The organism is Streptomyces sp. bgisy159 (assembly GCF_057707805.1).
Map to the genome: position 1 here is coordinate 1 of NZ_JBYIQX010000038.1, position 23,943 is coordinate 23,943.

General features: G+C 74.8%; 9 protein-coding genes and 1 pseudogene. 9 read left to right on the forward strand and 1 reads right to left on the reverse strand.

Annotation, left to right across the window (positions count from 1 at the left end):
• From AC3ET3_RS27990 to AC3ET3_RS28000, 3 genes are all read left to right on the forward strand, one after another.
• Positions 1-2,413, forward strand: a 2,413-nt coding sequence (locus AC3ET3_RS27990) for an alpha/beta fold hydrolase (RefSeq protein ID WP_435613089.1), incomplete at its 5' end; no start/stop codon positions are given.
• A 92-nt stretch (positions 2,414-2,505) separates the two neighbouring features.
• The gene (locus AC3ET3_RS27995) at positions 2,506-3,192 is read left to right on the forward strand and encodes a thioesterase II family protein (protein WP_432137822.1); all 687 of its coding nucleotides are present in this window, start codon (positions 2,506-2,508) and stop codon (positions 3,190-3,192) included.
• Positions 3,193-3,873: 681 nt separating this feature from the next.
• Positions 3,874-4,800, forward strand: coding sequence for a phytanoyl-CoA dioxygenase family protein (locus AC3ET3_RS28000; protein WP_435613090.1), 927 nt, complete (start codon positions 3,874-3,876; stop codon positions 4,798-4,800).
• A gap of 78 nt (positions 4,801-4,878) precedes the next feature.
• On the opposite strand, the gene AC3ET3_RS28005 is transcribed toward AC3ET3_RS28000, so the two are convergent.
• Positions 4,879-5,715: a putative nonproteinogenic amino acid hydroxylase gene (locus AC3ET3_RS28005; protein ID WP_435613091.1), complete on the reverse strand. Its 837-nt coding sequence runs from the start codon at positions 5,713-5,715 to the stop codon at positions 4,879-4,881.
• Between the two features lie 447 nt (positions 5,716-6,162).
• Between AC3ET3_RS28005 and AC3ET3_RS28010 the strand changes: the two genes are divergently transcribed.
• The 6 genes and pseudogenes from AC3ET3_RS28010 (at position 6,163) to AC3ET3_RS28035 (ending at position 23,898) form a co-directional block, all read left to right on the forward strand.
• Complete coding sequence (locus tag AC3ET3_RS28010; RefSeq protein ID WP_432158432.1) at positions 6,163-6,474, forward strand: acyl carrier protein; 312 nt, start codon at positions 6,163-6,165, stop codon at positions 6,472-6,474.
• On the forward strand, positions 6,471-7,721 hold the full coding sequence (locus AC3ET3_RS28015; RefSeq protein ID WP_435613092.1) for a cytochrome P450: 1,251 nt from the start codon (positions 6,471-6,473) through the stop codon (positions 7,719-7,721). The genes AC3ET3_RS28010 and AC3ET3_RS28015 overlap by 4 nt, the downstream gene beginning before the upstream one ends.
• Entirely contained in the window at positions 7,718-8,452 is a 735-nt protein-coding gene (locus tag AC3ET3_RS28020; protein WP_435613093.1) for a thioesterase II family protein, read from the forward strand. Before AC3ET3_RS28015 ends, AC3ET3_RS28020 begins: the two co-directional genes overlap by 4 nt.
• A 48-nt stretch (positions 8,453-8,500) precedes the next feature.
• On the forward strand, positions 8,501-11,572 hold the full coding sequence (locus AC3ET3_RS28025; protein ID WP_435613094.1) for a type I polyketide synthase: 3,072 nt from the start codon (positions 8,501-8,503) through the stop codon (positions 11,570-11,572).
• A 51-nt stretch (positions 11,573-11,623) separates the two neighbouring features.
• A pseudogene (locus tag AC3ET3_RS28030) lies at positions 11,624-17,233 on the forward strand (type I polyketide synthase); the annotation flags it as partial.
• A gap of 107 nt (positions 17,234-17,340) precedes the next feature.
• Positions 17,341-23,898 carry a type I polyketide synthase gene (locus AC3ET3_RS28035; protein WP_435613107.1) on the forward strand — a complete coding sequence of 2,186 codons (6,558 nt, stop codon included), beginning with the start codon at positions 17,341-17,343 and terminating at the stop codon, positions 23,896-23,898.
• Positions 23,899-23,943 lie beyond the last annotated feature (45 nt).

Here is a 23,943-nt window from a genome sequence, read left to right on the forward strand (position 1 = left end):
ACACGCGCTGACCGCGCACCCCGCGGTCGCCCAGGCGGCCGTCGTCGTGCGCGAGGACCAGAAGGGCGAACAGCGCCTGGTCGCCTACGTGGCACCCGATCCGGACGCCGCGGTGGCCGACGCCGACACCCTCGTGGACGAGTGGCGCCAGGTCTACGACGAGAGCTACGCCGACGCCGCCGAGAAGGCCTGGGGCGAGGACTTCCACGGCTGGAAGTCGGTCTACGACGGGGAGCCGATCCCCATCGAGCAGATGCACGAATGGCGTGAGGCGGCGGTGGCGCAGGTCCTGCGCTTCGCTCCCCGCCGGGTGCTGGAGGTCGGTGTCGGCTCCGGTCTGCTCCTGGCCGAGATCGTCGGCGAGGTCGACGAGTACTGGGGGACCGACATCTCGGCCACGGTCGTGGACCGGCTCCGGGCACAGGCCGAGCGGGCCGGCCACGCGGACCGGGTCCGGCTCGCCGCGCAGCCCGCCCACGACGTCTCCGGCCTGCCCCGCGGCGCGTTCGACACCGTCGTCCTCAACTCGGTGGTGCAGTACTTCCCGAGCGCCGCGTACCTGGACCGGGTGCTGGGCGAGCTGATGGAACTCCTCGCGCCGGGAGGCCGGCTGATCGTCGGTGACGTCCGCAACGCGGCCACGCTGCGGCTGCTGGCCACCGCGGAGAAGCGGGCCGCGCAGCCGCACGCCTCGCACGACGAGGTGCGGGCGCTGGTCGAGCAGGCGCTGCTGGCCGAGCGGGAACTGGTGGTGGCCCCGGAGTGGTTCACCGAATGGGCCGCGGACCGCTCGGCCGCGGTCGACATCCGGCTCAAGGAGGGGCGCGCCCACAACGAGCTGACCCGGCACCGCTACGAGGTCGTCCTGCACAAGCGGCCGGCCGCCGTCCTCGACCTGGCCGATGTGCCCGCCCTCGCCTGGGGCCGGGACGTGTCCGACCCGGCGGAGCTGGCCGGACGGGTGGGCGGCGGCCCGCTCCGGGTGACCGGGATACCCAACGCGCGGCTGGTCGAGGAGGCCGCCGCCGCCTCGGCGTCCGGTGTTCTGACCTCGAACGCCGCGCGGGGCGTCCCGGTGGATCCGCAGGCCCTCGTCGAGGGTGCTCGCCGGCAGGGCGGGGAGGCCGTCCTCACCTGGTCCGCCGAGGCCGCCCACTGCTTCGACGCGGTGCTGCTGCCGGAACCGAGGGCCGTCGGCGGAGGGTTCGTCCCGGGCCCTGCCACCGGGCGGACGCGGATCAACGCCCCCGCCCTGGCCAAGTCGATCGGTCCGCTCCTGGCCGAGCTGCCCGAGTACCTGCGTGGGCGCCTTCCCGGCTACATGGTCCCGGCCGCCGTGGTGCCGCTCGCGGAGATCCCGCTGAACCCCGCCGGCAAGCTCGACCGGCGCGCGCTGCCCGCGGAGCACACCACCGCCGGGGGCGGCGGCGCGCCGCGCAACTCCCACGAGGAGAAGCTGTGCGCCATGTTCGGCGAGCTGCTGGGCCTGGAGAGGGTCGGCATCGACGACGACTTCTTCGTGCTCGGCGGGCACTCGCTGCTGGCCACCCGGCTCAGCGCCCGCATCCGCAAGCAGTTCGGCCTCGACGTGCCGCTGCGGACGATCATCCAGTACCCGACCGTGGCCGAGCTGGCGGCGCTGATGCTCATCGGCGGCATCCCCGACGACCACACCGGCTCGTTCGACGTCGTGCTGCCACTCAACAGGGACCCCGGCACGGGCAAGCCGCCGGTGTGGTTCCTGCACGGCGGAGGCGGCCTCGGCTGGGCGTACTTCACCTTCGGCCCCCACATTCCGGACCGTCCGGCCTACGCGCTGCAGTCCCGTGGCTCCAACGGCACCGACCCGCTCGCCGGTTCCGTCCAGGAGATGATCGACGACTACCTCGCCGAGATGCTCCGCGTCCAGCCGGAGGGCCCCTTCCACCTCGTCGGCTGGTCCTACGGCGGCCCGCTCGCGCACGCCCTCGCGGTGGAACTGGACCGGCTCGGGCACCGGGTCGGCCTCGTCGCCGTTCTGGACTCCCAGCCCGCCACCACCCGTCCGGAGAGCGGGTTCAAGCAGGTCTCCGGCCGGACTCCGGACCTGTACCGGGCGGACGTCGAGGAGATCTTCGGCCAGTTCATGAACACCCGCGGCATGGACAGCTTCCTGGACACCATGTCGAAGGTGGGTGCCAACAACCTCAACAAGATGGGTGACTTCGAATCGCCGGTCTACCGCGGCGACCTGCTGTACTTCAACGCCAAGCTGGACAAGACCGAGGAGGTCTCCTCCTGGGGGCCGGACTGGCGGCCGCACGTCCTCGGCACCATCGAGGAGCACCCGGTGGACGCCACCCACCACGACCTGCACATGCCCGGCCCAGCGGGCCAGATCATGCGGGTCATCGCCGAGAAGCTGGCGCGGTGACCGGCCCGGCGAACCGCCCCGGGGGGCGAGGGGAGAAGACCGTGAGCACAGGACACGGGACGACCGCGGCCGAACGGGACCGGACCGTCCTGATGTGCGCACCGTTCGCCGGAGCGGGGCCGTCGTTCTTCCATCCGTGGCGGGCGCTGTCCGCCGGCCGGTGGCGCGTGGTCCCGGTCGAACTGCCCGGTCGTGAACGGCTGATCCTGCACACGCCGTACCGCAACGTCGTGGAGGCGGCCCGCAACGTGGTCGACGCCCTCGTCGCGGAGGCGGGCGAGGGCGCGCGGGTCGTGCTGTTCGGGCACAGCCTGGGCGCGGTGCTCGCCTACGAGCTGACGCATCTGCTGACCGCGCGCGGAGTCGCCGTCGAGCGGCTCGTCGTGAGCGGCTCGCCGGGGCCCTGGACCCAGCGGGCCAGACGCGCTACCGGGCTTCCGGACGACGAGTTCCTCGCCCGTGTCGAGGAGTTCGCGGGCTTCCGGCACGAGGCCCTCGACCACCCGGAGATGCGGGAACTGATCCTGCCCGTCCTCCAGGCCGACTGCGAGATGCACGAGAACTACGTGCCGAGCACCGACGAACCGGTCGCCGTGCCGATCTGCTCGGTCCGGGGCGCCGGCGACGGCCTGGTCAGCGCGGACCAGGCACACCAGTGGCAGAAGGCGACCACGGCCGGTTTCAGCTACGTGGAACTCCCCGGCGACCACATGTACCTGGTGGACCGGGGACGCGAGGTGCTGGACCTGATCGAGGCCGAGTCGGCCGCGGGCCGCTAGGTGTATCGGTCAGGAGCGTTGTCGACGGTCCTTCCTTGCGGCAGCGGCCCCGCCAGGGCCGCACCGGAACCCGGCGGACATGTCGTACGCGCGGGGCCGGGGACAGCGGGCCGGGCCCCGGCTCGTCCGGGGCCCCGTTTCCAGGCGCACCCGTGCCTGTCCCGTCAGCGGGACAAACGCTTCGTGCCCGGGGACCGGCATCCCGCGCGGACCACGCGCGAGACCGGTTTCCCCGGCACCGCGAAGAAGGAAGAACCCGGCATTCGTGCCGGCGCCTCGCCGAACGCCCCGGACGGGCCCGGGAACATTGACACCCTCCCGCACGGCGGACAGAGTGTTGAACGGCCGGGGAACCGGCGTAAAGGGCGCGGGGAACGCCGCTGCGACCGGCCGGCGAATGCCGGTCCGACGGACCGCCGCCCGACCCGAGAACCGCTCCCGCACGCCGTGAAAGCGCCACGGGAGCCGCGTCCGCCGTCAAGAGGGCCCTGTCGCCCGGCGGTCGCCCCGTCGACCACGCCCGAGCTGCCGGCGACGATTTCCGGCATCCCGGCCCCACCACCTTTTCCACGTCCGGAGCCGCGCTACCCCGAAGCCCGCGAGCGGGAACGCTCGACGGTTCCGAGCACGTGTCCCGCAAGTCAGGCAGGCAGGACCTCACACCCGAGAAGGAATCGACGCATGAACACACTGGGCGAGGGCGTTCTTGAGAAAGCCAGGGCGGAATACGCCGAACAGGGCTTCTCCATCATCCGCGGTGTCGTGCCGCGGGATCTGCTGGACGAGGTGCGTGCCCACGTCGACTGGCTCACCGGCAAGTACCCGGATCTGCGCCCCGAGCACCTGCACCACCCGTTGATCCGCAACGACGCCTTCTGGGCCCGGCTGGTCTCCGACTCCCGTCTGGTGGACATCGCGGAGTTCTTCCTCGGGCCGAACCTCGCGTGCTTCACCGCCCACTACATCTGCAAGCCCCCGTACGACGGCCAGCCCGTGCTGTGGCACCAGGACGGCGCGTACTGGACGCTGAGCCCGATGGAGGCGCTGACGGTGTGGCTGGCCGTCGACGAGAGCACCACGGAGAACGGCTGCCTGCGGATGATCCCCGGGAGCCACGAACTGCCGCTGCACAAGCCGCAGGTGCGCACCGACGAGCCCAACATGCTGTTCTCCAGCTCCGACGAGGCCCTGGTGCGGGAGTGGGTGGACAAGCGCGGTGTGGTGGACATCGAGCTCCAGCCGGGCGACGTGTCGATCCACCACCCCCACCTGCTGCACTACTCGGAGGCGAACACCTCCGCCAAGCGGCGCTGCGGTCTGGACATCGGCTACATCTCGACGACCACGCGGATCCACAGCGAGGGCATCTACCTCGACCCGCTGCTGGTGCGCGGGGCCGACGCCGCCGGCCTCAACCGGTACCGTCCGTTCCCCGCCTACCAGGAGGGCGAGACGGTCCCCTTCGCCGGGCAGGAGGAGTGGGACGAGAGGGCGGCCGCACTCAACGGGGCGCTGCCGTCGGGCTCCTGGGACCTGTCGCAGGAGAGCCCGATCGAGACGACCCGGCACATGATCGACCGGCTGCGCGAAGGCACCGTGAAGAGCTGATCGCACACCGGCCGATGGCCCACCGCACAGGCGCGGTGGGCCATCGGCCGGTCGGCGGCGGCTGCGGCGCCGCGTTGCTCACCAGTCGAACTTCTCCCCGTCGCCCCGCTTCTCGACGCAGTACGTGCGGAAGGCCCGGGCCTTCGCCACCATGTCCTCGTCACCGGTCAGGCGGGCGGCCTCCACGTACCAGTCGAACGCCGCCGTGGCGTGGGCGCGCCGCTCGAAGTGCAGCTCGGCGAACCTGCGGAAGGCCGGCCGCATGGTCGCCGGGGTGAAGTCCCGCCCCGACTCGATGAGGTCGCGCAGCTCCGCGTCCGTCGGCTCGGGCCGCTCGACGATGCGGATCGGCTCGGTCGCGGGGACCTGGTTGCGGATCTCGATCGGCTCCTCGGCGTCCGCGAAGTCCAGGCACAGGGAGAGCCGGGCGGTCCGGGAGGTGCTGCGGGCGGAGTGCGGATCGGTCGAATGGATCTTCCAGACCTCACCGCGGCGGATGTGGTAGACGGACTCGTTCTCGGAATGGAGGGATTCCTCGCTGGTGCGCAGCGGGACCTGGAGCCGGGTTCCCGGCTCGGAGAACTCGAGGAAGTCCACGTGCGGGGAGATCAGCCCGTCGCGGAGGCTGAAGACCCGCACCCACTGCAGCCGTTCCAGGGGGAAGTTGTCGGTCACCAGCGCCATGATGTTCGGCAGCCGCTTGCCCAGGTCCGTCAGGGTCAGCCGGCCGTCGTGCGGGCGGAAGGCGGTGTCGGAGTCGGCGCCCGTGCCGTTGGCCAGGACGTGCGACGACCACGAGCCGAAGGTGAAGGCGTCATAGTCGCCGCCGTACTCGTGCTGGTCCACGACGGACAACTCGGAATCCAGGTCGTACGCGTCGATCGGCAGCACCGCAAGCCGTTGCGACTTGAGCAAGGAAATCCCCTCCCGTAGCTGGTTGTGTGATGCACGCGGAGGCTCCTGGACGCCCTCCGGGGCGTCACAGTAATTCTTGGAAAATGTGATGGCAATGACGTGGCCGCCGACGCTGCCGGGCAGGACCGGGGTCGGCCGAAAGCGTCGATTTCCCTGGCCAGGACGCGTCACGGATGGCACGATGGGGGCGCCGTGAACTCCCCCTGGGAGCCGCTGTCCAGGGGGTCGGGAAGGGTGTGGCCGGGCGCACGCGCGGGTGTCCCGTCGACGGGACACCCGGCCGCCGCCCGAAGATTCACGGCACTCGCTCCGCGCCTTCCGTAATTCAATTCCGCGCTTTAGCCTCGTCCCGTGGCCGCCATTCAGTGAACAACCCCGCCGGCGCGGCACGTAAATGTCCCCCCCGAAAAGGGTCCTTGTGTCCCTCGGAGAAAGGAAAAGGTGGCGATGGAATCGCGACCGCGGGCTCACGGGCAAGGTGGAGAACCCGAGGCTCCCGAGGCGTGCGCGGCCCCCGGCGACGTGCCGGCGCCGCTCGTACGGGAGGTCTGCGCGCTGTGGGCGGAACACCTCGCCGGCCGCGAGGTCGGGGCGGACGACGACTTCTTCTCCCTCGGCGGCAACTCGCTCATCGGGATCGCGATCATCGACCGGGTGAAGCGCGACCACGGCGTAGAACTGTCGGTGCGCGACTTCTACCTGGCCCAGACCCCGGCCCGGGTCGCCGCGCTGATCGAGCGGGCGAGGGCGCTGACATGAGGCTGACGCCCGGCTCGGCGCGCGACGTCGACCTCGACCGCGTCGACCTGTTCGACCTGGACCTCTACACCACCGGCGACCCGCACCCCGTCTGGGACGTCATGCGCGCCGAGGCCCCGCTGCACCACCAGGTCCTGGCCGACGGCCGTGAGTTCTGGTCCGTGACGCGCTACGAGGACGTCTGCCGGGTGCTCGGCTCCCACCAGGAGTTCACCTCCGAACGCGGCACGGTCGTCACCCACCTCGGCGTCGACGACGTCGCGGCGGGCAAGCTGATGACCTCCACCGACCCGCCCCGGCACACCGAGGTCCGCAGGGCGATCGGCTCCCGGCTCACCGCGCGCGCCGTGGCGCCCTGGGAGGACCGGATCCGGCAGGCGGTCGTGCGGTTCCTCGAACCCGCGCTCGACGGCGCGGCCTTCGACCTGGCCGAGCAGGCACTGCGCCTGCCGGCCATCGTCACCGGACCACTGCTCGGCATCCCGGAGCGCGACTGGGACGACCTCGTGCGGCTGACCGCGATGGTGACGGCCCCCTCGGACCCGCACTTCCGGCTCGGCGGCGAAGCCGCGACCCTGGCCATCTCGCACCACGAGCTGGTCGCCTACGTCACCGCGTGGGTCAAGGGACGCCGGGCGGCCGGAGGCGAGGACGGCAGCCTGCTCGACCACCTGATGAGCGTCCACGCGGGCGACGCCCCGCTGACCGACGAGGAGATCGCCCTCAACGGCTACAGCATCCTGCTCGGCGCCAACGTGACGACCCCCCACACCGTCTCGGGCACGGTGCTCGCCCTCGTCGAGCGGCCCGAACAGTACGAGAAGGCGCAGGCCGACCCGTCCCTCGTGCCGAACCTGGTGGAGGAGGGGCTGCGCTGGACCTCGGCCGCCTGCAACTTCATGCGGTACGCGGTCGGCGACACCCGGATCGGCGGCGGCACCGTCCCGGCCGGCGCAGCCGTCGTCGCGTGGATCGGGTCGGCCAACCGGGACGCCGCCCGGTTCACCGACCCCCACACCTTCGACATCACCCGCACCGGCGCCAAGCGCCAGGTCGCGTTCGGCTTCGGTTCGCACTTCTGCATCGGCGCCCCGCTGGCACGGATGACCCTGCGCGTCTTCTTCGAGGAACTGCTCCGGCGATGCGGATCGATCGAACTCGCCGGCGAACCCGAGCACCTGCGGTCCTGCTTCATCGCCGGGATGACCCACCTCCCCGTCGTCGTCCGGAAACGAAGGGCACCATGACCTCCGGCTCCACCACCTCACCGTGGTTCGTCCGGCCGCCGTCCGCGACCGACCACCCCGCCCGGATCTTCTGCTTCCCCTTCTCCGGGGCCGGCGCCTCGGCCTTCAGCGCCTGGCCGCCCGCGATCGACGGCGCCGAGGTCTGCCCGGTGCAGTTCCCCGGCCGGGAGAGCCGGATGGCCGAACCCCACTACGGCACCTACGAGGAACTCGCCGCCGGGCTCGCCGAGGCGCTGGTGCCGCTGCTCGACCGGCCGTTCGCGTTCTTCGGGCACTGCGCCGGGGCGCTGCCCGCCTTCGAGACCGTGCTCCGCCTCGCCGACCGGGGCCTGCCCGTGCCGGAGCGCCTGTTCGTGTCGGGACAGCCGGCACCGCACCACGCCTCGCGCGACCGCATGCTCGCCATGACCGAGGCCGAACTCCGCACCGAGCTGGAGTCCTTCCTGCGCGGCCGGGGACTCCAGCCGCGGCCGGACATGGTCGACATGGGCCTGACCGTGCTGCTCGGCGACCACGCCGCCGCGGGCGCCTACCGGCGCACACGCCCGGTGAGGCTCCCGTGCCCGGTCGTCGTCCTGCACTGGCGGGACGACCCCGACGTGACCCGGGACGACCTTCAGGGCTGGCTGCCGTACGCGGAGTCGGTCGACGTCCGGGTCGTCGACGGCGGCCACTACGACTTCATGCACGCGCCCCCCGCACTTCTGACGTCGCTGACCGACTGGCGCTGAGGGCGGCCCCGTGCGCCCCGCGGGGCTGAGGAACCGGAAGGGAATCGTATGAGTGGCCGAGCCACCGGTATCGCCGTCGTCGGGATGTCGTGCCGCTTCCCCGGAGTGAGCGGCCCTGAGGAGTTCTGGCGCCTGCTGCTCGACGGGCGGTCGACCGTCGGAACGTTCCCCGAGCAGCGGCCGGCCGGCCCCGCGCGTCCGGACCACCCGGACGCCGCCACCCTGCGGACGGGGTCGTTCTTCGACGCCGTCGACGGGTTCGACGCGGAGTTCTTCGGCCTCGGCGCGGCGGAGGCGGCCGCCATGGACCCCGTGCAGCGGCTGGGGCTGGAACTCGCCTGGGAGGCCGTCGAGGACGCCCGCATCCCCGCGGGCGCGCTCGCGGGCCGTGAGATCGACGTCGTGGTCGGCAGCGCGCCCTCCGGATACGACCGGCTGCGCACCCTGGCCGGCAGCGACCGGGACGACCACCACGCCGCGCTCGGCTCCGCCGGCGCGCTGATCGCCAACCGGGTCTCCGCCCTGTTCGACCTCCGCGGCATGAGCTACTGCGCGGACTCCGGCCAGTCCTCCTCCCTCGTCGCCCTGGCGCTGAGCTGCGACCGGATCCTCGACGGCGCGGTCGACACGGCCCTGGTGGGCGGCGTCGAGCTGATCGCCGACCCGGAGACGGGACTGGGCCTGGCCAACCTGGGCGCGCTGTCGCCCGACGGCCGCTGCTTCGCCTTCGACTCCCGCGCCAGCGGCTTCGTGCGCGGGGAGGGCGGGGCGTTCGTCCTGCTGAAGCGGCTCGACCTGGCCGTCGCCGACGGCGACCACGTCTACGCGGTGGTGCGGGGCTGGAGCGTGGGCAGCGGGGGCGCCTCCACGCGGATGCCCGACCCCAGCCCCGGCGCGCAGGCGGCGACCGTGCTGTCCGCCCTGGCACGCGCGGGCGTCCCCTTCGACAGCGTCGACTACGTGGAGGCCCACGGCACCGGCACGCGCCTCGGCGACCCCGCCGAGGCGTCCGGCCTGCGCGAGGTGTTCCGCGCGACCGGCCGCGGCCGCCCCCTGACGATCGGCTCGGTGAAGACCAACGTCGGGCACCTGGAGCCCGCCGCGGGGCTCGCCGGCCTCGTGAAGACGGCCCTGTGCCTGGACCGCGGCCTGCTGGTGCCGAGCCTGAACTTCGCGTCGCCGAACCCCGCCATCCCCGACTTCCACCGCGACTTCGAGGTCCTGCGAGCGCCCCGGCCCTGGCCGGGCACGCCCGGGCGGCCGCGACGGGCGGGCGTGTCGGCGTTCGGCATGGGCGGGACCAACGCCCACGCCGTCCTCGAACAGGCCCCCCGGACACCGGCGACCCGTGCCGCGGACCCGGAGCCGGACCCGGGCGGCTCCGGGGTGCTGCCGTGGCCGCTGTCGGCCCGGTCGGAGGCGGCGCTGCGCGAACAGGCGCTGCGGCTGCGGGACTTCGTCGCCGCGGACCCGACCCTGACCGCAGCCGACGTGGGCCACTCACTGGTGGCGACCCGGACCCTCTTCGAGCACCGGGCCGTACTGCTCGCCGGCGACCGCGACGAGGCGCTGGCCGGTCTCGAACGGGTGGCGGCCGGCGCGGACACGGCGCGGGCGGTGCGCGGAACGGCCCCCGGTCCGGCCGGACCGGTCGTCTTCGTCTTCCCCGGGCAGGGCTCCCAGTGGCTCGGCATGGGCCGCCGGCTGTACACGGAGTCGCGGGAGTTCGCGCGCGGCATCGACGCCTGCGCGCGGGCGCTGGCGCCGTGGGTGGACTGGTCGCTGGTGGACGTGGTGACCGGCGCCGAGCCGGCCGCGACGCTGGACCGGGTCGACGTGGTCCAGCCCGCGCTGTTCGCGATGATGGTGTCGCTGGCCCGGGTGTGGCGCTCGCTCGGAGTGGTCCCCGACGCGGTGGTGGGGCACTCTCAGGGCGAGATCGCCGCCGCCTGCGTGGCGGGCGCGCTGTCCCTGGAGGACGCGGCGAGGCTCGTCGCCCTGCGCAGCCGCGAACTGACCGCGCTGGCCGGCACCGGCGGGATGAGCGCGGTCGCCGCGTCCCCGCAGTGGGTGCGCGAACGGCTGCGGCAGTGGCCCGGCCGGCTGTCCACGGCCGCGGTCAACGGACCGGCGTCGGTGGTGGTCTCCGGGGACGACGAGGCGCTGGACCGGTTCGCCGCCCGGGCCGCGGCGGAGGGCGTGCGGGTGCGGCGCGTCAAGGTGGACTACGCCTCGCACTCGCACCACGTCGAACGCATCCGGGAGCGGCTCCTGTCGGCCGCCTCGGGCCTCTCGCCGGCCCGGCCGGACGTGGAGTTCCGGTCCACGGTCACCGGGCGGCCGCTCGGCGACCGGCCGCTGGACGGCGCGTACTGGTACGACAACCTGCGCTCGACGGTGCGCTTCGGCGCGGTCGTCGAAGCCCTGATGCGCGAGGGCGCCGGGGCGTTCGTGGAGGTCAGCCCCCATCCGGTCCTGGAGGTGGCGATGGCGGAGACCGCCGACGCGCTCGCCGCCTCCCCGGCCGTGGTCGGCACCCTGCACAAGGACGACGGCGGCGAGGCCGGGCTGCTGGCCTCGCTGGGCGAACTCCACGTGCGCGGCGTACCGGTGGACCTCACGGCGCTGTTCGCCCCGCACCGGCCACGCCGGGTCGCCCTGCCGACCTACGCGTTCCAGCGGCGGTCGTACTGGCTGACGGCGTCCGACGACCCGGGCCCCGCCGGCCCGGACGGCGCCGCGGACACCCGGGCGGCGGTGCCGGACTCGGAACCGGCGGCCCTCGGCCTCGTGTGCGCCGAGGCGGCGGCCGCGTGGGGCGCCGGCGGCCCGCGCCCGACGCCCGGCGAGCTAGCGGCCCGCCCGGACAGCACCTTCAAGGACCTGGGATTCGAATCCTCGACGGCGGTGCGGCTGCGCAACCGGCTCACCGCGGCGACCGGAGTACGGCTGCCGGCCACCGTCGCCTTCAGCCACCCCACGCCGCGGCGGCTGGCCCGCCACCTCCTCTCACTCCTCGCGCCCCCGGAAGCCGCGCAACCGGCCCGGCGGGAGGAGACGAGCCAGCAGGACCGCAGCGACGACGAGCTGTACGCGCTCATCGAGCGCGGCTACGTGTAGCACCCGCCCGTTCACCCCGTCATCGGTGAAGGAGACCCAGTGGACGATGTCGACAAGCTCCGGTCCTACCTGCGGCGCGCCGTCGGCGACGCACAGGAGCTGCGCGAGCGGGTGCGCGCGTGGGAGGAGTCGGCTCGTGAGCCCGTCGCCGTCGTGGGCGCCGGATGCCGCTTCCCGGGCGGGGCGGTGTCCCCCGAGCACCTGTGGGACCTGGTGTCCGCCGGAGTGGACGCGACGGGGGAGTTCCCGCGGGACCGCGGCTGGGACGTGGAGGCGCTCTACGATCCCGACCCCGAGGCGGCCGGGAGGACGTACACGCGCCGGGGCGCGTTCCTCGACTCGCTCGCGGAGTTCGACGCGCCGTTCTTCGGCATCAGCCCGCGCGAGGCACTGGCGATGGACCCCCAGCAGCGCCTGATGCTGGAGATCACGTGGGAGGCGCTGGAGCGGGCCGGAATCGACCCCGCGGGGCTGCGGGGCTCGGCCACCGGCGTGTTCACCGGGATCTACGGGGTGGACTACGGGCCCCGGATCGGCGGCGGGACGGCCGCCGGGGTGGAGGGCTTCGGGATCGCCGGGACGTACACCAGCGTGGCCTCGGGCCGGGTGGCGTACGTACTGGGCCTGGAAGGACCGGCGGTGTCCGTCGACACGGCCTGCTCGTCGTCACTGGTCGCCGTCCACCAGGCCGTGCGCTCCCTGCGGTCCGGCGAGTGCGCACTGGCGCTGGCCGGCGGGGTGTCGGTGCTGCCGAGCCCGGGTCTGTTCGTGGAGGTCTCCCGGCAAAGGGGCCTGTCCGCCGACGGGCGGTGCAAGTCGTTCGCGGAAGCGGCCGACGGAACCGCCTGGGGCGAGGGCGCGGGCGTGCTGGTCCTGGAGCGGCTGTCGGACGCGCTGCGCAACGGGCGGCGGATCCGGGCGGTGATCAGGGGCTCGGCCGTCAACCAGGACGGCGCGTCCAACGGGCTGACCGCGCCGAACGGAAGCGCCCAGCAGCGGGTCGTGCGAGCGGCCCTGGCCGACGCGGGCCTCGCCCCCGGCGAGGTGGACGCGGTGGAGGCCCACGGCACCGGCACCCGCCTGGGCGACCCGATCGAGGCGGAGGCGCTGCTGGCCGCCTACGGGCAGGACCGGGAGCCCGGCCGGCCGCTCTGGCTGGGCTCGCTGAAGTCGAACGTCGGCCACACGCAGGCGGCGGCGGGCGTCGGCGGCATCATCAAGATGATCATGGCGATGCGGCACGGGACCCTGCCCCGGACCCTGCACGTGAACCGCCCCACCCCGCACGTCGACTGGGCGGCCGGCTCGGTCGAGCTGCTGACCGAGGCCAGGGACTGGCCCGTCACTCCGGGGCGGCCCCGGCGCGCGGGCGTGTCGTCCTTCGGCGTCAGCGGCACCAACGCCCACCTCGTACTCGAAGAGGCTCCCGAGGCCGCGAACGGCACGGCCCGCCCGCCCGCGGCCCCCGGCCCCGGCCGGGTGTCCACCGGGGCGGCGCCGGTGCCCTGGATACTCTCCGCGAGGTCCCCCGAGGCGCTGCGGGAACAGGCCCTGCGGCTGCGGGACCACGTCGCGGCGGATGCCGGGCGGTCCGCGGCGGCGGTGGGGCACGCCCTGGTGGCGACCCGCTCGCTGTTCGAGCACCGCCAGGTGGTCATCGGTGCGGACCGCGACGAGCTGCTCGCCGGCCTGACCGCCGTGGCCGCGGGAGACAGGCACCCCCGCCACGTGGTGTCCGGCGCCGCGCGACCCGTGGGCGGGACGGTCTTCGTCTTCCCCGGCCAGGGCTGCCAGTGGGCCGGCATGGGACGCGAGCTGTGGGAGACGAGCCCGGTCTTCGCCGAACAGCTGCGGGCCTGCGCACAGGCGCTGCGGCCGTGGATCTCCTGGTCGCTGGTCGACACCGTGTGCGGCGGCCCCGAGGCCGCCGACCTGGACCGGATCGACGTCGTACAGCCCGCGCTCTTCGCGACGATGGTGTCCCTGGCCCGGGTCTGGCGCGCGCTGGGCGTCGCCCCGGACGCCGTGATCGGCCACTCGCAGGGCGAGATCGCCGCCGCCTGCGTCGCGGGGGCCCTCTGTCTGCCGGACGCGGCCAGGATCGTCGCCGTGCGCTCCCGGCTCCTGGCCACCGCCGCCCAGGACGGCGGCATGGCCGGCATCGTCGCGACCGAGGACCGGGTACGGCGGCTGATGGAGCCGTGGGGCTCCCGCGTCGCGGTCGCCGCGGTCAACGGGCCCTATTCGACGACCGTGTCGGGCGAGGCCGACGCGGTCGGGGAACTGGTGGCGGCCTGCGAGGCGCAGGGCGTGCGCGCCCGCCCCATCCCGGCCGGTGTCCCCGGGCACTCGCCGCTGATGGACCGGTTCGAGCGGCCGCTGCTGGACGAGCTGGGAGCGATCCGGCCCGTGTCCTCGCCGGTGGCGTTCTACTCGACCGTGACCGGCGGCCCGGTCGACGGCGCGGACCTCGACGCGGCCTACTGGTTCCGCAACATGCGGGAACCGGTCCGCTTCGACGCCACCACGAAGAGCCTGCTCGAAGCCGGCCACGGCGCGTTCATCGAGGTCAGCCCGCATCCGCTGCTCATGGTCAACATCCAGCAGATGCTCGACGACCTGCCGGGAACCGCCCGGGTGGCGACCGGTACGCTGCGCCGCGGCCAGGGCGGCCTCGCGCGGCTGTACCGCTCGGCGGCCGAGGCCTTCGTGGCGGGCACGGCGGTGTCCTGGCGGACGGCGTTGCCCGAACCGGACGGCGCCTGGGCGGAGTTGCCCACCTACCCGTTCCAGCGGCAGCGCTACTGGCTGGACACCCCGCGCGAGACCACCACCGGGCCCCGGTCGGGCCATCCGCTCCTCGACACCGTGCTCGACCTGCCGGACGACGCGGGCGGCGGCGTGGCGGCCCGGGGCTTCCTGTCCGCCGAGCGCCATCCGTGGCTCGCCGGGCGCCTCGTCGACGGCGCCGCCCTGGTGCCGGGCACGGTGCTGCTGGAGATGGCGGTGTGGGCGGCGCACCGGACGGGCCGCGACGTCGTCGACGAACTCGTCCTGGACGCACCGCTGGTGCTGACCGGCGGCGCGGAACGTGAGGTCCGCGTGGTCGTGGACGGCAACGGCGTCATCGGTGTGCACTCGCGGGGCGACGGCGACGCCGGATGGACCCGCAACGCCTCGGGCTTCGCCGGGTCCGACACCGGCGGGAGCCCACGGGCGGACGGCCTCGCCGTCTGGCCCCCCGCGGACGCGGCCGGCGTGCCCGGCGAGGAGGCGTACGCCCGGCTGTCCGCCCTCGGCCTCACGCCGGGGCCCCCGCTCCGGGGCCTCAAGGAGGTGTGGCACCTGGACGGCACGCTCCTCGCGCGGGCGGAGCTGCCCGCGGGCGGCGGAGCGGAGCAGGACGGCGGGTTCCTGGTCCACCCGGCGCTGCTCGATGCCGCGTTGCAGGCCACCGGCCTGGGGCCGGTCGCCGGCGACTCCCCGCAGGGGCGGCTGCCCTACCGGTTCCGGGGCGTCCGCCTGCGGCCCGCCCGTCCGGGCGAACTGCGCGTCCGCCTCACGCCCGCCGGGCCCGACGCGGTGTCCGTGACCCTCGCGGACCGGACCGGAGCACCGGCCGGCGGGATCGAGTCGCTGACCCTGCGGCCCGTGGACACCGCGCGGCTGACCGAACTCGCCTCCGGCCACCACGACGCCCTGTTCCGGGTGGACTGGGTGCCCGCGCCGGTCCCGTCGCGCGACGCCGCCGCCCGGTACGCGGTGCTGGGCGAGCCGGACGCGCTCACCGCCTTCCTGGCAGAGGGCGGTCCGGTCTTCCCCGGCCCGGCCGAACTCGCCGCATCCGGCGCAAAGACCCCGCCCGTGGTCCTCGCCGTCCTGGACGGCGGGACGGCCGACGGCGACGCTCCGGCCGACGGCAGCGCTCCGGCCGAGGCGGCCGAGCGCAACCTCCACCGCGTGCTGCGGTGGGCGCGCGAGTGGCTCCTGGACGACCGGTTCGCCGCCTCCCGCCTGGTCGTCGTCACCCGCGGGGCGACGGGGGACCGCCAGGCGCCCCGCACCGACCCGGCGGCCGCCGCGGTCTGGGGCTTCCTGCGCAGCGCCCAGACGGAGCACCCGGGCCGGTTCACACTCCTCGACACCGACGACCGGACCGAGTCCTGGGCCCGCGTCCCGGCCGCGGCGGCAGCCGGGGAGGACCAGCTCAGGATCAGCGCGGGCACGCTGACCACACCCCGGCTCACCCGCCTCCCCACCCCCACCGGCGCTGCCCGGTCCCGCGCCGCCGAACAGGGCCGTCCCGCCCTCGGCTCCGGCACGGTGCTGATCACCGGTGGCGTCGGCGGCCTGGGAGCCATGCTGGCCCGTCACCTCGTGGAGCGGCACGGGGTGCGCCGTCTGCTGCTCACCAGCAGACGGGGACCGGCGGCCCCGGCGGCGGCCGGCCTGCGCGCCGCGCTGACCGGGGCGGGCGCCCACGTCGAGATCACCGGCTGCGACGTCACCGACCGGGCGTCGGTGACCGCGCTGGTCGACGCCGTCCCCGAGGAGCACCCGCTGACCGCGGTGATCCACTGCGCGGCCGTCCTGGACGACGGCGTCGTCGAGTCGCTCACCGGCGACCGCGTCGACGCGGTGCTCGCGCCGAAGACGCACGGGGCCTGGAACCTGCACGAGGCCACCCGCCACCTGGACCTGTCCGCGTTCGTCCTGTTCTCCTCCGTCGCCGGCGTGCTCGGGACGGCCGGACAGGCCGGTTACGCGGCTGCCAACGCCTTCCTCGACGCCCTCGCCGAGACCCGCAGGGCCCAGGGTCTGCCCGCCACCGCCCTGTGCTGGGGCTACTGGGCGGAGCGCAGCGAACTGGGCGCCGCTCTGAACGAGACGGACCTCGTGCGCCTGCGACGGCAGGGCGTGCTGCCGCTGCCCACCCACGAGGGCCTCGCGCTCTTCGACGCGGCGGTCGCACGGGACGAGCCGGTGCTGGTGCCCGCCCGGCTCCACCTGCCCCGAGACGGCGCGCCCACCGGCCGAGCGGCCTCGCCGCTCCTGCGCGAGCTGCTCGCACCCCCCGCCGGACCCGGCCGTCCGGGCCGGGAGGAGCCCGCCGGCGTCGAACTCGCCGACCTCGTGCTGTCGAAGCCGGCGGCCGAGGCGGAGGCCGTGGTCCGCGACCTCGTGCGGGCGCAGACCGCCCTGGTCCTCGGCCACGACGACGGCGAACGGATCGGCCCCGCCGTCGCGTTCCGGGACCTGGGCATCGACTCGCTCACCGCGCTGGAACTGCGCAACAAGCTGTCGGCCGTGACCGGCCTGAAGCTGCCCGCCACGCTCGCCTTCGACCACCCGAACCCCGACGCCCTCACCCGGTTCCTGATCGACACCGTCACGCCGGCCCCCGGCGGCCCGGGGCAGACACCGGCCGACCGGCTGGCCGAGGAGATCGAGCAGCTGGGCGCCCGGCTGGAGGAAGCGTTCCCCGCCCTCGCGGACGAGGACAAGGTCGCCCTGTCCGCCCTGGTCGGCCACGTGCGGGGCCGGGTCCGCTCGATGGCGGGCGAGAAACCGGCGGCCGTCATCACCGACCGGATCAGTACCGCCTCAGCCGGCGAGCTTCTCTCGCTGCTGGACCAAGAACTCGGCCAGGGAGAGCGATGAGTGACGACAACAACGCCGAGGTCCTCGACTACCTCAAGCGGACCTCGATCGAGCTGATCGAGACCCGCCGGCGGCTGGAGGAACTGACGGAGGCCGCCGCCGAGCCCATCGCGGTCGTCGGCGCCGCCTGCCGCTTCCCGGGCGGGGCGGCGTCCCCGGAGGAACTGTGGGACCTGGTGCGCTCGGGCCGCGACGCGGTGGCCGGCCTCCCCGAGGACCGCGGCTGGGACCTGGAGGCCCTGTACGACCCCGACCCGGACCGGCCCAACACGTCCTACGCGCGCTCCGGCGGGTTCCTGCCCGACGCGGGCGACTTCGACGCCGAGTTCTTCGGCATCAACCCCCGCGAGGCGCTGGCCGCCGACCCCCAGCAGCGGCTGCTCCTGGAGACCTCCTGGGAGTCCCTGGAACGCGCCGGCATCGACCCCGGGACCCTGCGCGGCAGCGCCACGGGAGTCTTCGCGGGACTCGCCTACTTCGGCTACGGCGACCACCACACCACACCCGAGGTCATCTCCGGCTACGGCCAGACCGGCTCCCTGCTGAGCGTGGCGTCCGGACGCGTCGCCTACGTCCTGGGCCTGGAGGGACCGGCCGTGTCGACCGACACCGCGTGCTCGTCGTCCCTGGTGGCGATCCACCAGGCGGTGCGGTCGCTGCGGCAGGGCGAGTGCGGGCTCGCCCTGGCCGGGGGAGTGACCGTCATGGCGACGACGCAGGTCCTGCGCGAGATGTCCCGGCAGCGGGGCCTGGCGGCCGACGGCCGGTGCAAGGCGTTCTCCGACACGGCCGACGGCGCCGGGTTCTCCGAGGGCGCCGGGGTCCTGGTCCTGGAGCGGCTGTCGGACGCGCGGCGCAACGGACACCGCGTCTGGGCGCTGATCCGCGGCTCGGCGATCAACCAGGACGGCGCGTCCAACGGACTGACCGCGCCGAACGGCCCGGCGCAGCAGCGGGTGATCCGGGCCGCGCTCGCCGACGCCCGGGTGCGGGCGTGCGACGTGGACGTGGTGGAGGCGCACGGCACCGGGACGAAGCTGGGCGACCCGATCGAGGCGCAGGCGCTGCTCGCCACCTACGGGCAGGACCGGGACGGCGACCGTCCGCTGTGGCTGGGATCGCTGAAGTCCAACATCGGTCACGCGCAGGCGGCCGCGGGCGTCGGCGGGGTCATCAAAATGATCATGGCGCTGCGGCACCGGACGATGCCCAAGACCCTGCACGTGGACCGCCCCACGACGCACGTCGACTGGTCGGCCGGGGCGGTGGAACTGCTGACCGGCACGATGCGGTGGCCCAGCGCCCCGGGCCGGCCCCGGCGGGCGGGTGTGTCGGCCTTCGGGGCCAGCGGCACCAACGCGCACCTGATCCTGGAGGAGGCCCCTGCCGAGGACCCGCCCGCCGCGGACCTCCCCGCGGCGGGCCGCCCGGCGGGCGGGGCCGCGCGGGTGATGCCGTGGATCGTCTCCGCCCGGTCCGCCCGCGCGCTGCGGGCGCAGGCGCGCAAGCTGCACGGCTTCACCGCCGCCGACCCGCGGGCCGACCTCGCGGCTGCCGGGCGGTCGCTGGCGTCGACCCGGACCCGGTTCGAGCACCGCGCGGTGGTGCTCGGCCGCGATCGGGACGAACTGCTGCGCGGCCTGGAGGCGCTGGGCGAGGGCGCCGAGTCCGCCGCAGTGGTGCACGGGATCGCCGCGGAGCCCGGCGGCACCGTCTTCCTGTTCCCCGGGCAGGGCTCCCGGTGGGCCGGCGCGGCGGCACCGCTGTACGACGCCTTCCCGGTCTTCGCACGGAGCCTGGACGAGGTCTGCGCCCGCTTCGACGCGCACCTGCCTTTCGCCCTCAAGCCCCTGCTGCTGTCCGGCCGGCCCGCGGACGACCTCGCCGACCGCACGGACATCGCCCAGCCGGCCCTGTTCGCCCTCCAGATCGCCCTCTACCGGCTGATCACCCGGTACTGTCCGCCGCCGGGCCGGCTGATCGGGCACTCGGTCGGCGAGATCGCCGCGGCCCACGTCTGCGGCACCCTCGCCCTGGACGACGCCACCCGCCTCGTGGCCGCCCGCGGCCGGATCATGCAGACCGTCGAGGAGCCCGGCGCCATGCTGGCCGTACGGGCCCCGGAGGACGAGGTGCGCGCCCTGCTCGCCGGGTACGGCCGCGTCGGCGTCGCCGCCGTCAACGGTCCCGCGTCGGTCGTCGTCTCCGGCGCACGCGACCAGGTCCACGCGCTCCGCGACCGCCTGGTCGCCGACGGGATCTCCGCGAAACCGCTCGCCGTCGGGCACGCGTTCCACTCCCCGCTCATGGCCCCCGTCCTGGACGAGTTCGCCGCGTCCCTCGGCGAACTCGGCGGCGGCGCCGCCCAGATCCCCGTCGTGTCGTCCCTGTTGGGCCGCGAGGCCACGGCCCGCGAGCTGACGTCCGTCGCGCACTGGGTGCGCCACCTGCGCGAACCCGTCCGCTTCCACGACGCCGTGCGGCGCGCCCGCGAGTCCGGCGCGGACGTCTTCCTCGACGTGGGCCCCGGCTCGACCCTCACGGGCCTCACCAAGGAGGCCTTCGCCCACGAGGGTGTCGACGACGCGCTGGTCGTCCCCGTGTCACGGCGGGACCGCGAGCCCGAGGAGGCGCTCGTCGGCGCGCTGGCCCGGCTGCACGTGCGCGGCGTGAGCGTGGACCTGGGCGCCCTGTTCCCGCCGGGGCCGCCGGTGGACCTCCCGACCTACGCGTTCCAGCGGCAGCGGTACTGGCTGGACTTCCGGGCGGCCACGGGACGGGCGGACGTGGCCCGCGCCGGGCTCACCACCGCGGACCATCCGCTGCTCGGCGCCGTGGTCGACCACCCCGGCACCGGCGAGGCCGTCCTCACCGGCCTGTGGTCGCTGCGCACCCACCCCTGGCTGGCCGATCACACCGTGTTCGGCACGGTCGTCGTACCGGCGACGGCCCACCTGGACCTCGCCCTGTCCGCGGGCCGCCACGTCGGAGCCACCGCCGTCGAGGAACTGTCCCTGGAAGTACCCCTGGTCCTTCCCGAGTCCGGGGAGGTGCGGGTGCGGGTCGTCGCCGGCGCCGCCGACGGGACGGGACGCCGCCGTCTGGAGGTGTTCTCGCACTCCGGCGAGGACGACCGGACGGACAGCGGCTGGACCCGGCATGTGACGGGCCGTCTGGCACCCGGCGCCCCGCTGACGCCCGTGCTCCCCGCGACCGCGCCGCCGCTCGCCGTGTGGCCGCCGACCGGGGCCCGGCAGCTCGACATCACGGATCTGTACGACTCCTTCGCGGACGGGGGCTTCGACTACGGCCCCGCCTTCCGCGGGCTGCGCGAGGTGTGGCGACGGGGCGCGGACCTCTTCGCGAGCGCCGTGCTGCCGGAGACCGCCGGCACGTCGGACGGCGGCGGTTTCACCCTGCACCCCGCGTTGCTCGACTCCGTGCTGCACGCGGTGGTGGCCGGCGGGGTCATCGAGGTGGACGGCGGCCGGGGCTGGATGCCCTTCTCGTGGTCCGGTGTCGACCCGGTCGGGCAGTGCGGTCCGGCCGTGCGGGTGCGGATCACCCCGGCCGGCGACGGGGTCGTGTCCGTGGAGGTCGCCGACGAGCAGGGGCGGCCGGTCGCCCGCATCGGGGCGCTGACGTTCCGGCCGGCCTCCCCCGAGCAGGTGCGCGCGACGCGCGGCGGGCACGAGCCTGCCCTGTTCGAGGTGGAGTGGCGGCCGGTCCCGCTCGGCGCGGGCACGGCCGCGGGCGGGACGCGGATCGTCGTCGGGGCGCGCGACGGCCTGGCCGCCAGGGCCGCCGGTGCGGGCGGCTCGTCCGCCGTCCACGTCACGTCCCTGGAGGAAGCCCTGACGGACGGCGTCCTGCGGGACGCGGACCCCGCGCAGATCGTCCTCTGCCTGGACGACGCCGACGCTGACGCCACCGCCACCGCCACCGCCACCGACGGCACCGGTACGCTCGCCGCGGTCCGCGGCGCCGGCCTGCGCGTCCTCGGCTGGGTCCAGCGCTTCCTCGCGGAGGAGCGTCGCACCGGGGCCACCCTGGTCCTGCTCACCCGCCTGGCGCAGGACACCGGCGGCGGGCAGACCCCCGAGAGCCTCCCGGGAGCGTCGGCATGGGGCCTGCTGCGCTCCGCCCAGACCGAGCACCCCGGCCGGCTGCGCCTGCTGGACATCGACGACGCGGAGGCCTCCTTCGAACGCCTCCCGCACGCGCTCGCCCTCGACGCCGACCAACTGGCCCTGCGCGACGGCGAATGCCTCACCCCCCGCCTGGCACCGGCGTCCCCCGCACACCGGCAGATCGAGCCGCCCCCCGCCGGACCGTACCGCCTCGGTATCCCCGACAAGGGAACGCTGGAGAACCTGACGTGGGTCCCCTGCCCCGAGGTCGAGGAGCCCCTCACCAGCGGACAGGTCCGGGTCGCCGTGCACACGGCGGGGCTCAACTTCCGCGACGTCACCATCGCCCTCGGCCTGGTGGAACGGACCGCGATCGACGCGGGGCTCGGCAGCGAGGGCTCCGGCACCGTCCTGGAGGTGGCGGACGACGTGACACGCCTGGCCCCGGGCGACCGGGTGACCGGCATCTTCACCGGTGCCTTCGGCCGCGTGGCCGTGGCCGACCACCGTCTGCTCACGCCCGTCCCCGACGGCTGGAGCCACGCGCAGGCGGCGTCCGTACCGGGCGCCTTCCTCACCGCCTACTACGCGCTCGTCCACCTGAGCCGGCTGGAGAAGGGACAGCGCATCCTCATCCACTCCGCGGCCGGCGGCGTCGGCATGGCCGCCGTCCAGCTGGCACGGCACATCGGCGCCGAGACGTACGCCACCGCGAGCCCCGCCAAATGGCCCGCCCTGCGCGCCATGGGACTGGACGACGAGCACCTCGCCTCCTCACGCGACCACGCGTTCGCGACCACGTTCCTGGACGCCACCGGCGGCCGCGGCGTGGACGTCGTGCTCAACTCCCTGGCGCACGGCTTCGTCGACAGCTCGCTGACCCTGCTCCCCGGCGGCGGCAGCTTCATCGAGATGGGCAAGACCGACATCCGCGATCCCCGCCGGGTGGCGGCCGATCACCCAGGCGTCGACTACCGGGCCTTCGACCTCTACGAGGCGGGACCGGACCTGCTGCACGACATGTTCCGGGCCGTCATGGACCTGTTCGCCGAGGACCGGCTCCGTCCGAACCCGGTCTCCGTCCGGCCCGTCCGCGAGGCGCGCGCCGCGTTCCGCGAGATGAGCCAGGGACGGCACACCGGCAAGCTCGTCCTCGACCTGGAGGACGACTTCGGCGGCGGGACCGTCCTGGTGACCGGCGGGACCGGGGGAGTGGGATCGCTGGTGGCACGGCACCTCGTCCGGGAGCACGGGGTGCGCGGCCTGGTGCTGGCGAGCCGGCGGGGCCCGTCCGCCGACGGAGCCGCCGAGCTGGTGTCGGAGCTGGCCGACGCGGGCGCGACGGTCACGGTCGTGGAGTGCGACGTCGCGGACCGCGCCGCCGTCGCGGACCTGCTCGCCGACCTCCCCGGACCGCACCCGCTGACGGCGGTCGTGCACGCGGCGGGAGAGCTCGCCGACGGCACCGTGGCCGCGCTCACCGCCGACGACCTCGACCGGGCCCTGCGTGCCAAGGCGGGCGGCGCGGTCCATCTCGACGAACTGACCCGCGGGCACACCCTGAGCGCGTTCGTCCTGTTCTCCGCCCTCGCCGGAACGCTCGGCACCGCGGGACAGGCCGCCTACGCCGCGGCCAACGGCTTCCTGGACGCCCTGGCGGTGCGCCGCCGGGCGTCCGGACTGCCCGGCACCTCACTGTGCTGGGGCTGGTGGGAGCAGCGCAGCGGCATGACCGGGCACCTGGACGGCGCCGACCTGGCGCGGGTACGGCGGATGGGAGTCGCCGCGATGCCGACCGCCGAGGCACTGGATCTGTTCGACACGGCGTGCGCGCTCGGCAGACCGGTCCTCGCCCCGGCCCGGCTGGACCTCACCGCGTTGCGCGCCACGCCGCGCGGGGAGCGGCCGCCGCTCCTGCGCGACCTGGCCGACGGCGACCGCGCCCGCCGCACGCGGACGGCCGCCCCCGAGCGGGCCGCCGCCTCCGGCCTGCCCGCCGGCCTGGCCGCGCTCCCGGCCCACGAGGCGGAAGCCGCCGTGCTCGACTTCGTCCGCGACCAGGTCGCCCTGGTGCTGGGACACCCGTCCGGCACGGCCGTCGACGCGGACCAGGCGTTCACGCCCATGGGCTTCGACTCGCTGACGTCGGTCGAGCTGTGCAACCGCCTGGGCTCCGCGACCGGACTGCGCCTGCCGTCCACCCTGGTCTTCAGCTACCCCACGCCCCGCGAACTGGGACGGCACCTGTCCGGCCTGGTGCGCCCGGCGGAACGGACGGAGCCGGACGACGACGCCGGGATCCGGGAGCTGCTGCGGACCGTGTCGATCGAGCGGCTGCGCGAGGCCGGGCTGTTGGATCCGGTGCTGGCCTGCGCCGCCTCCGCCCCGCCCGACACCGCCGTGCCGGACGCCGCCGTGCCGGACGCCGCCGTGCCGGACGCCGCCGGCGCGAAGGACGGCCCGGCCACGCCGGAACTGGCGGGCCTGGACCTCGACGCACTGGTCGACCTGGCCCTGGACGAGAGGGGGAAGTGACATGGAGGACTCCGCGGACCGCGCCGCGACCGCCGCGACCGGCGT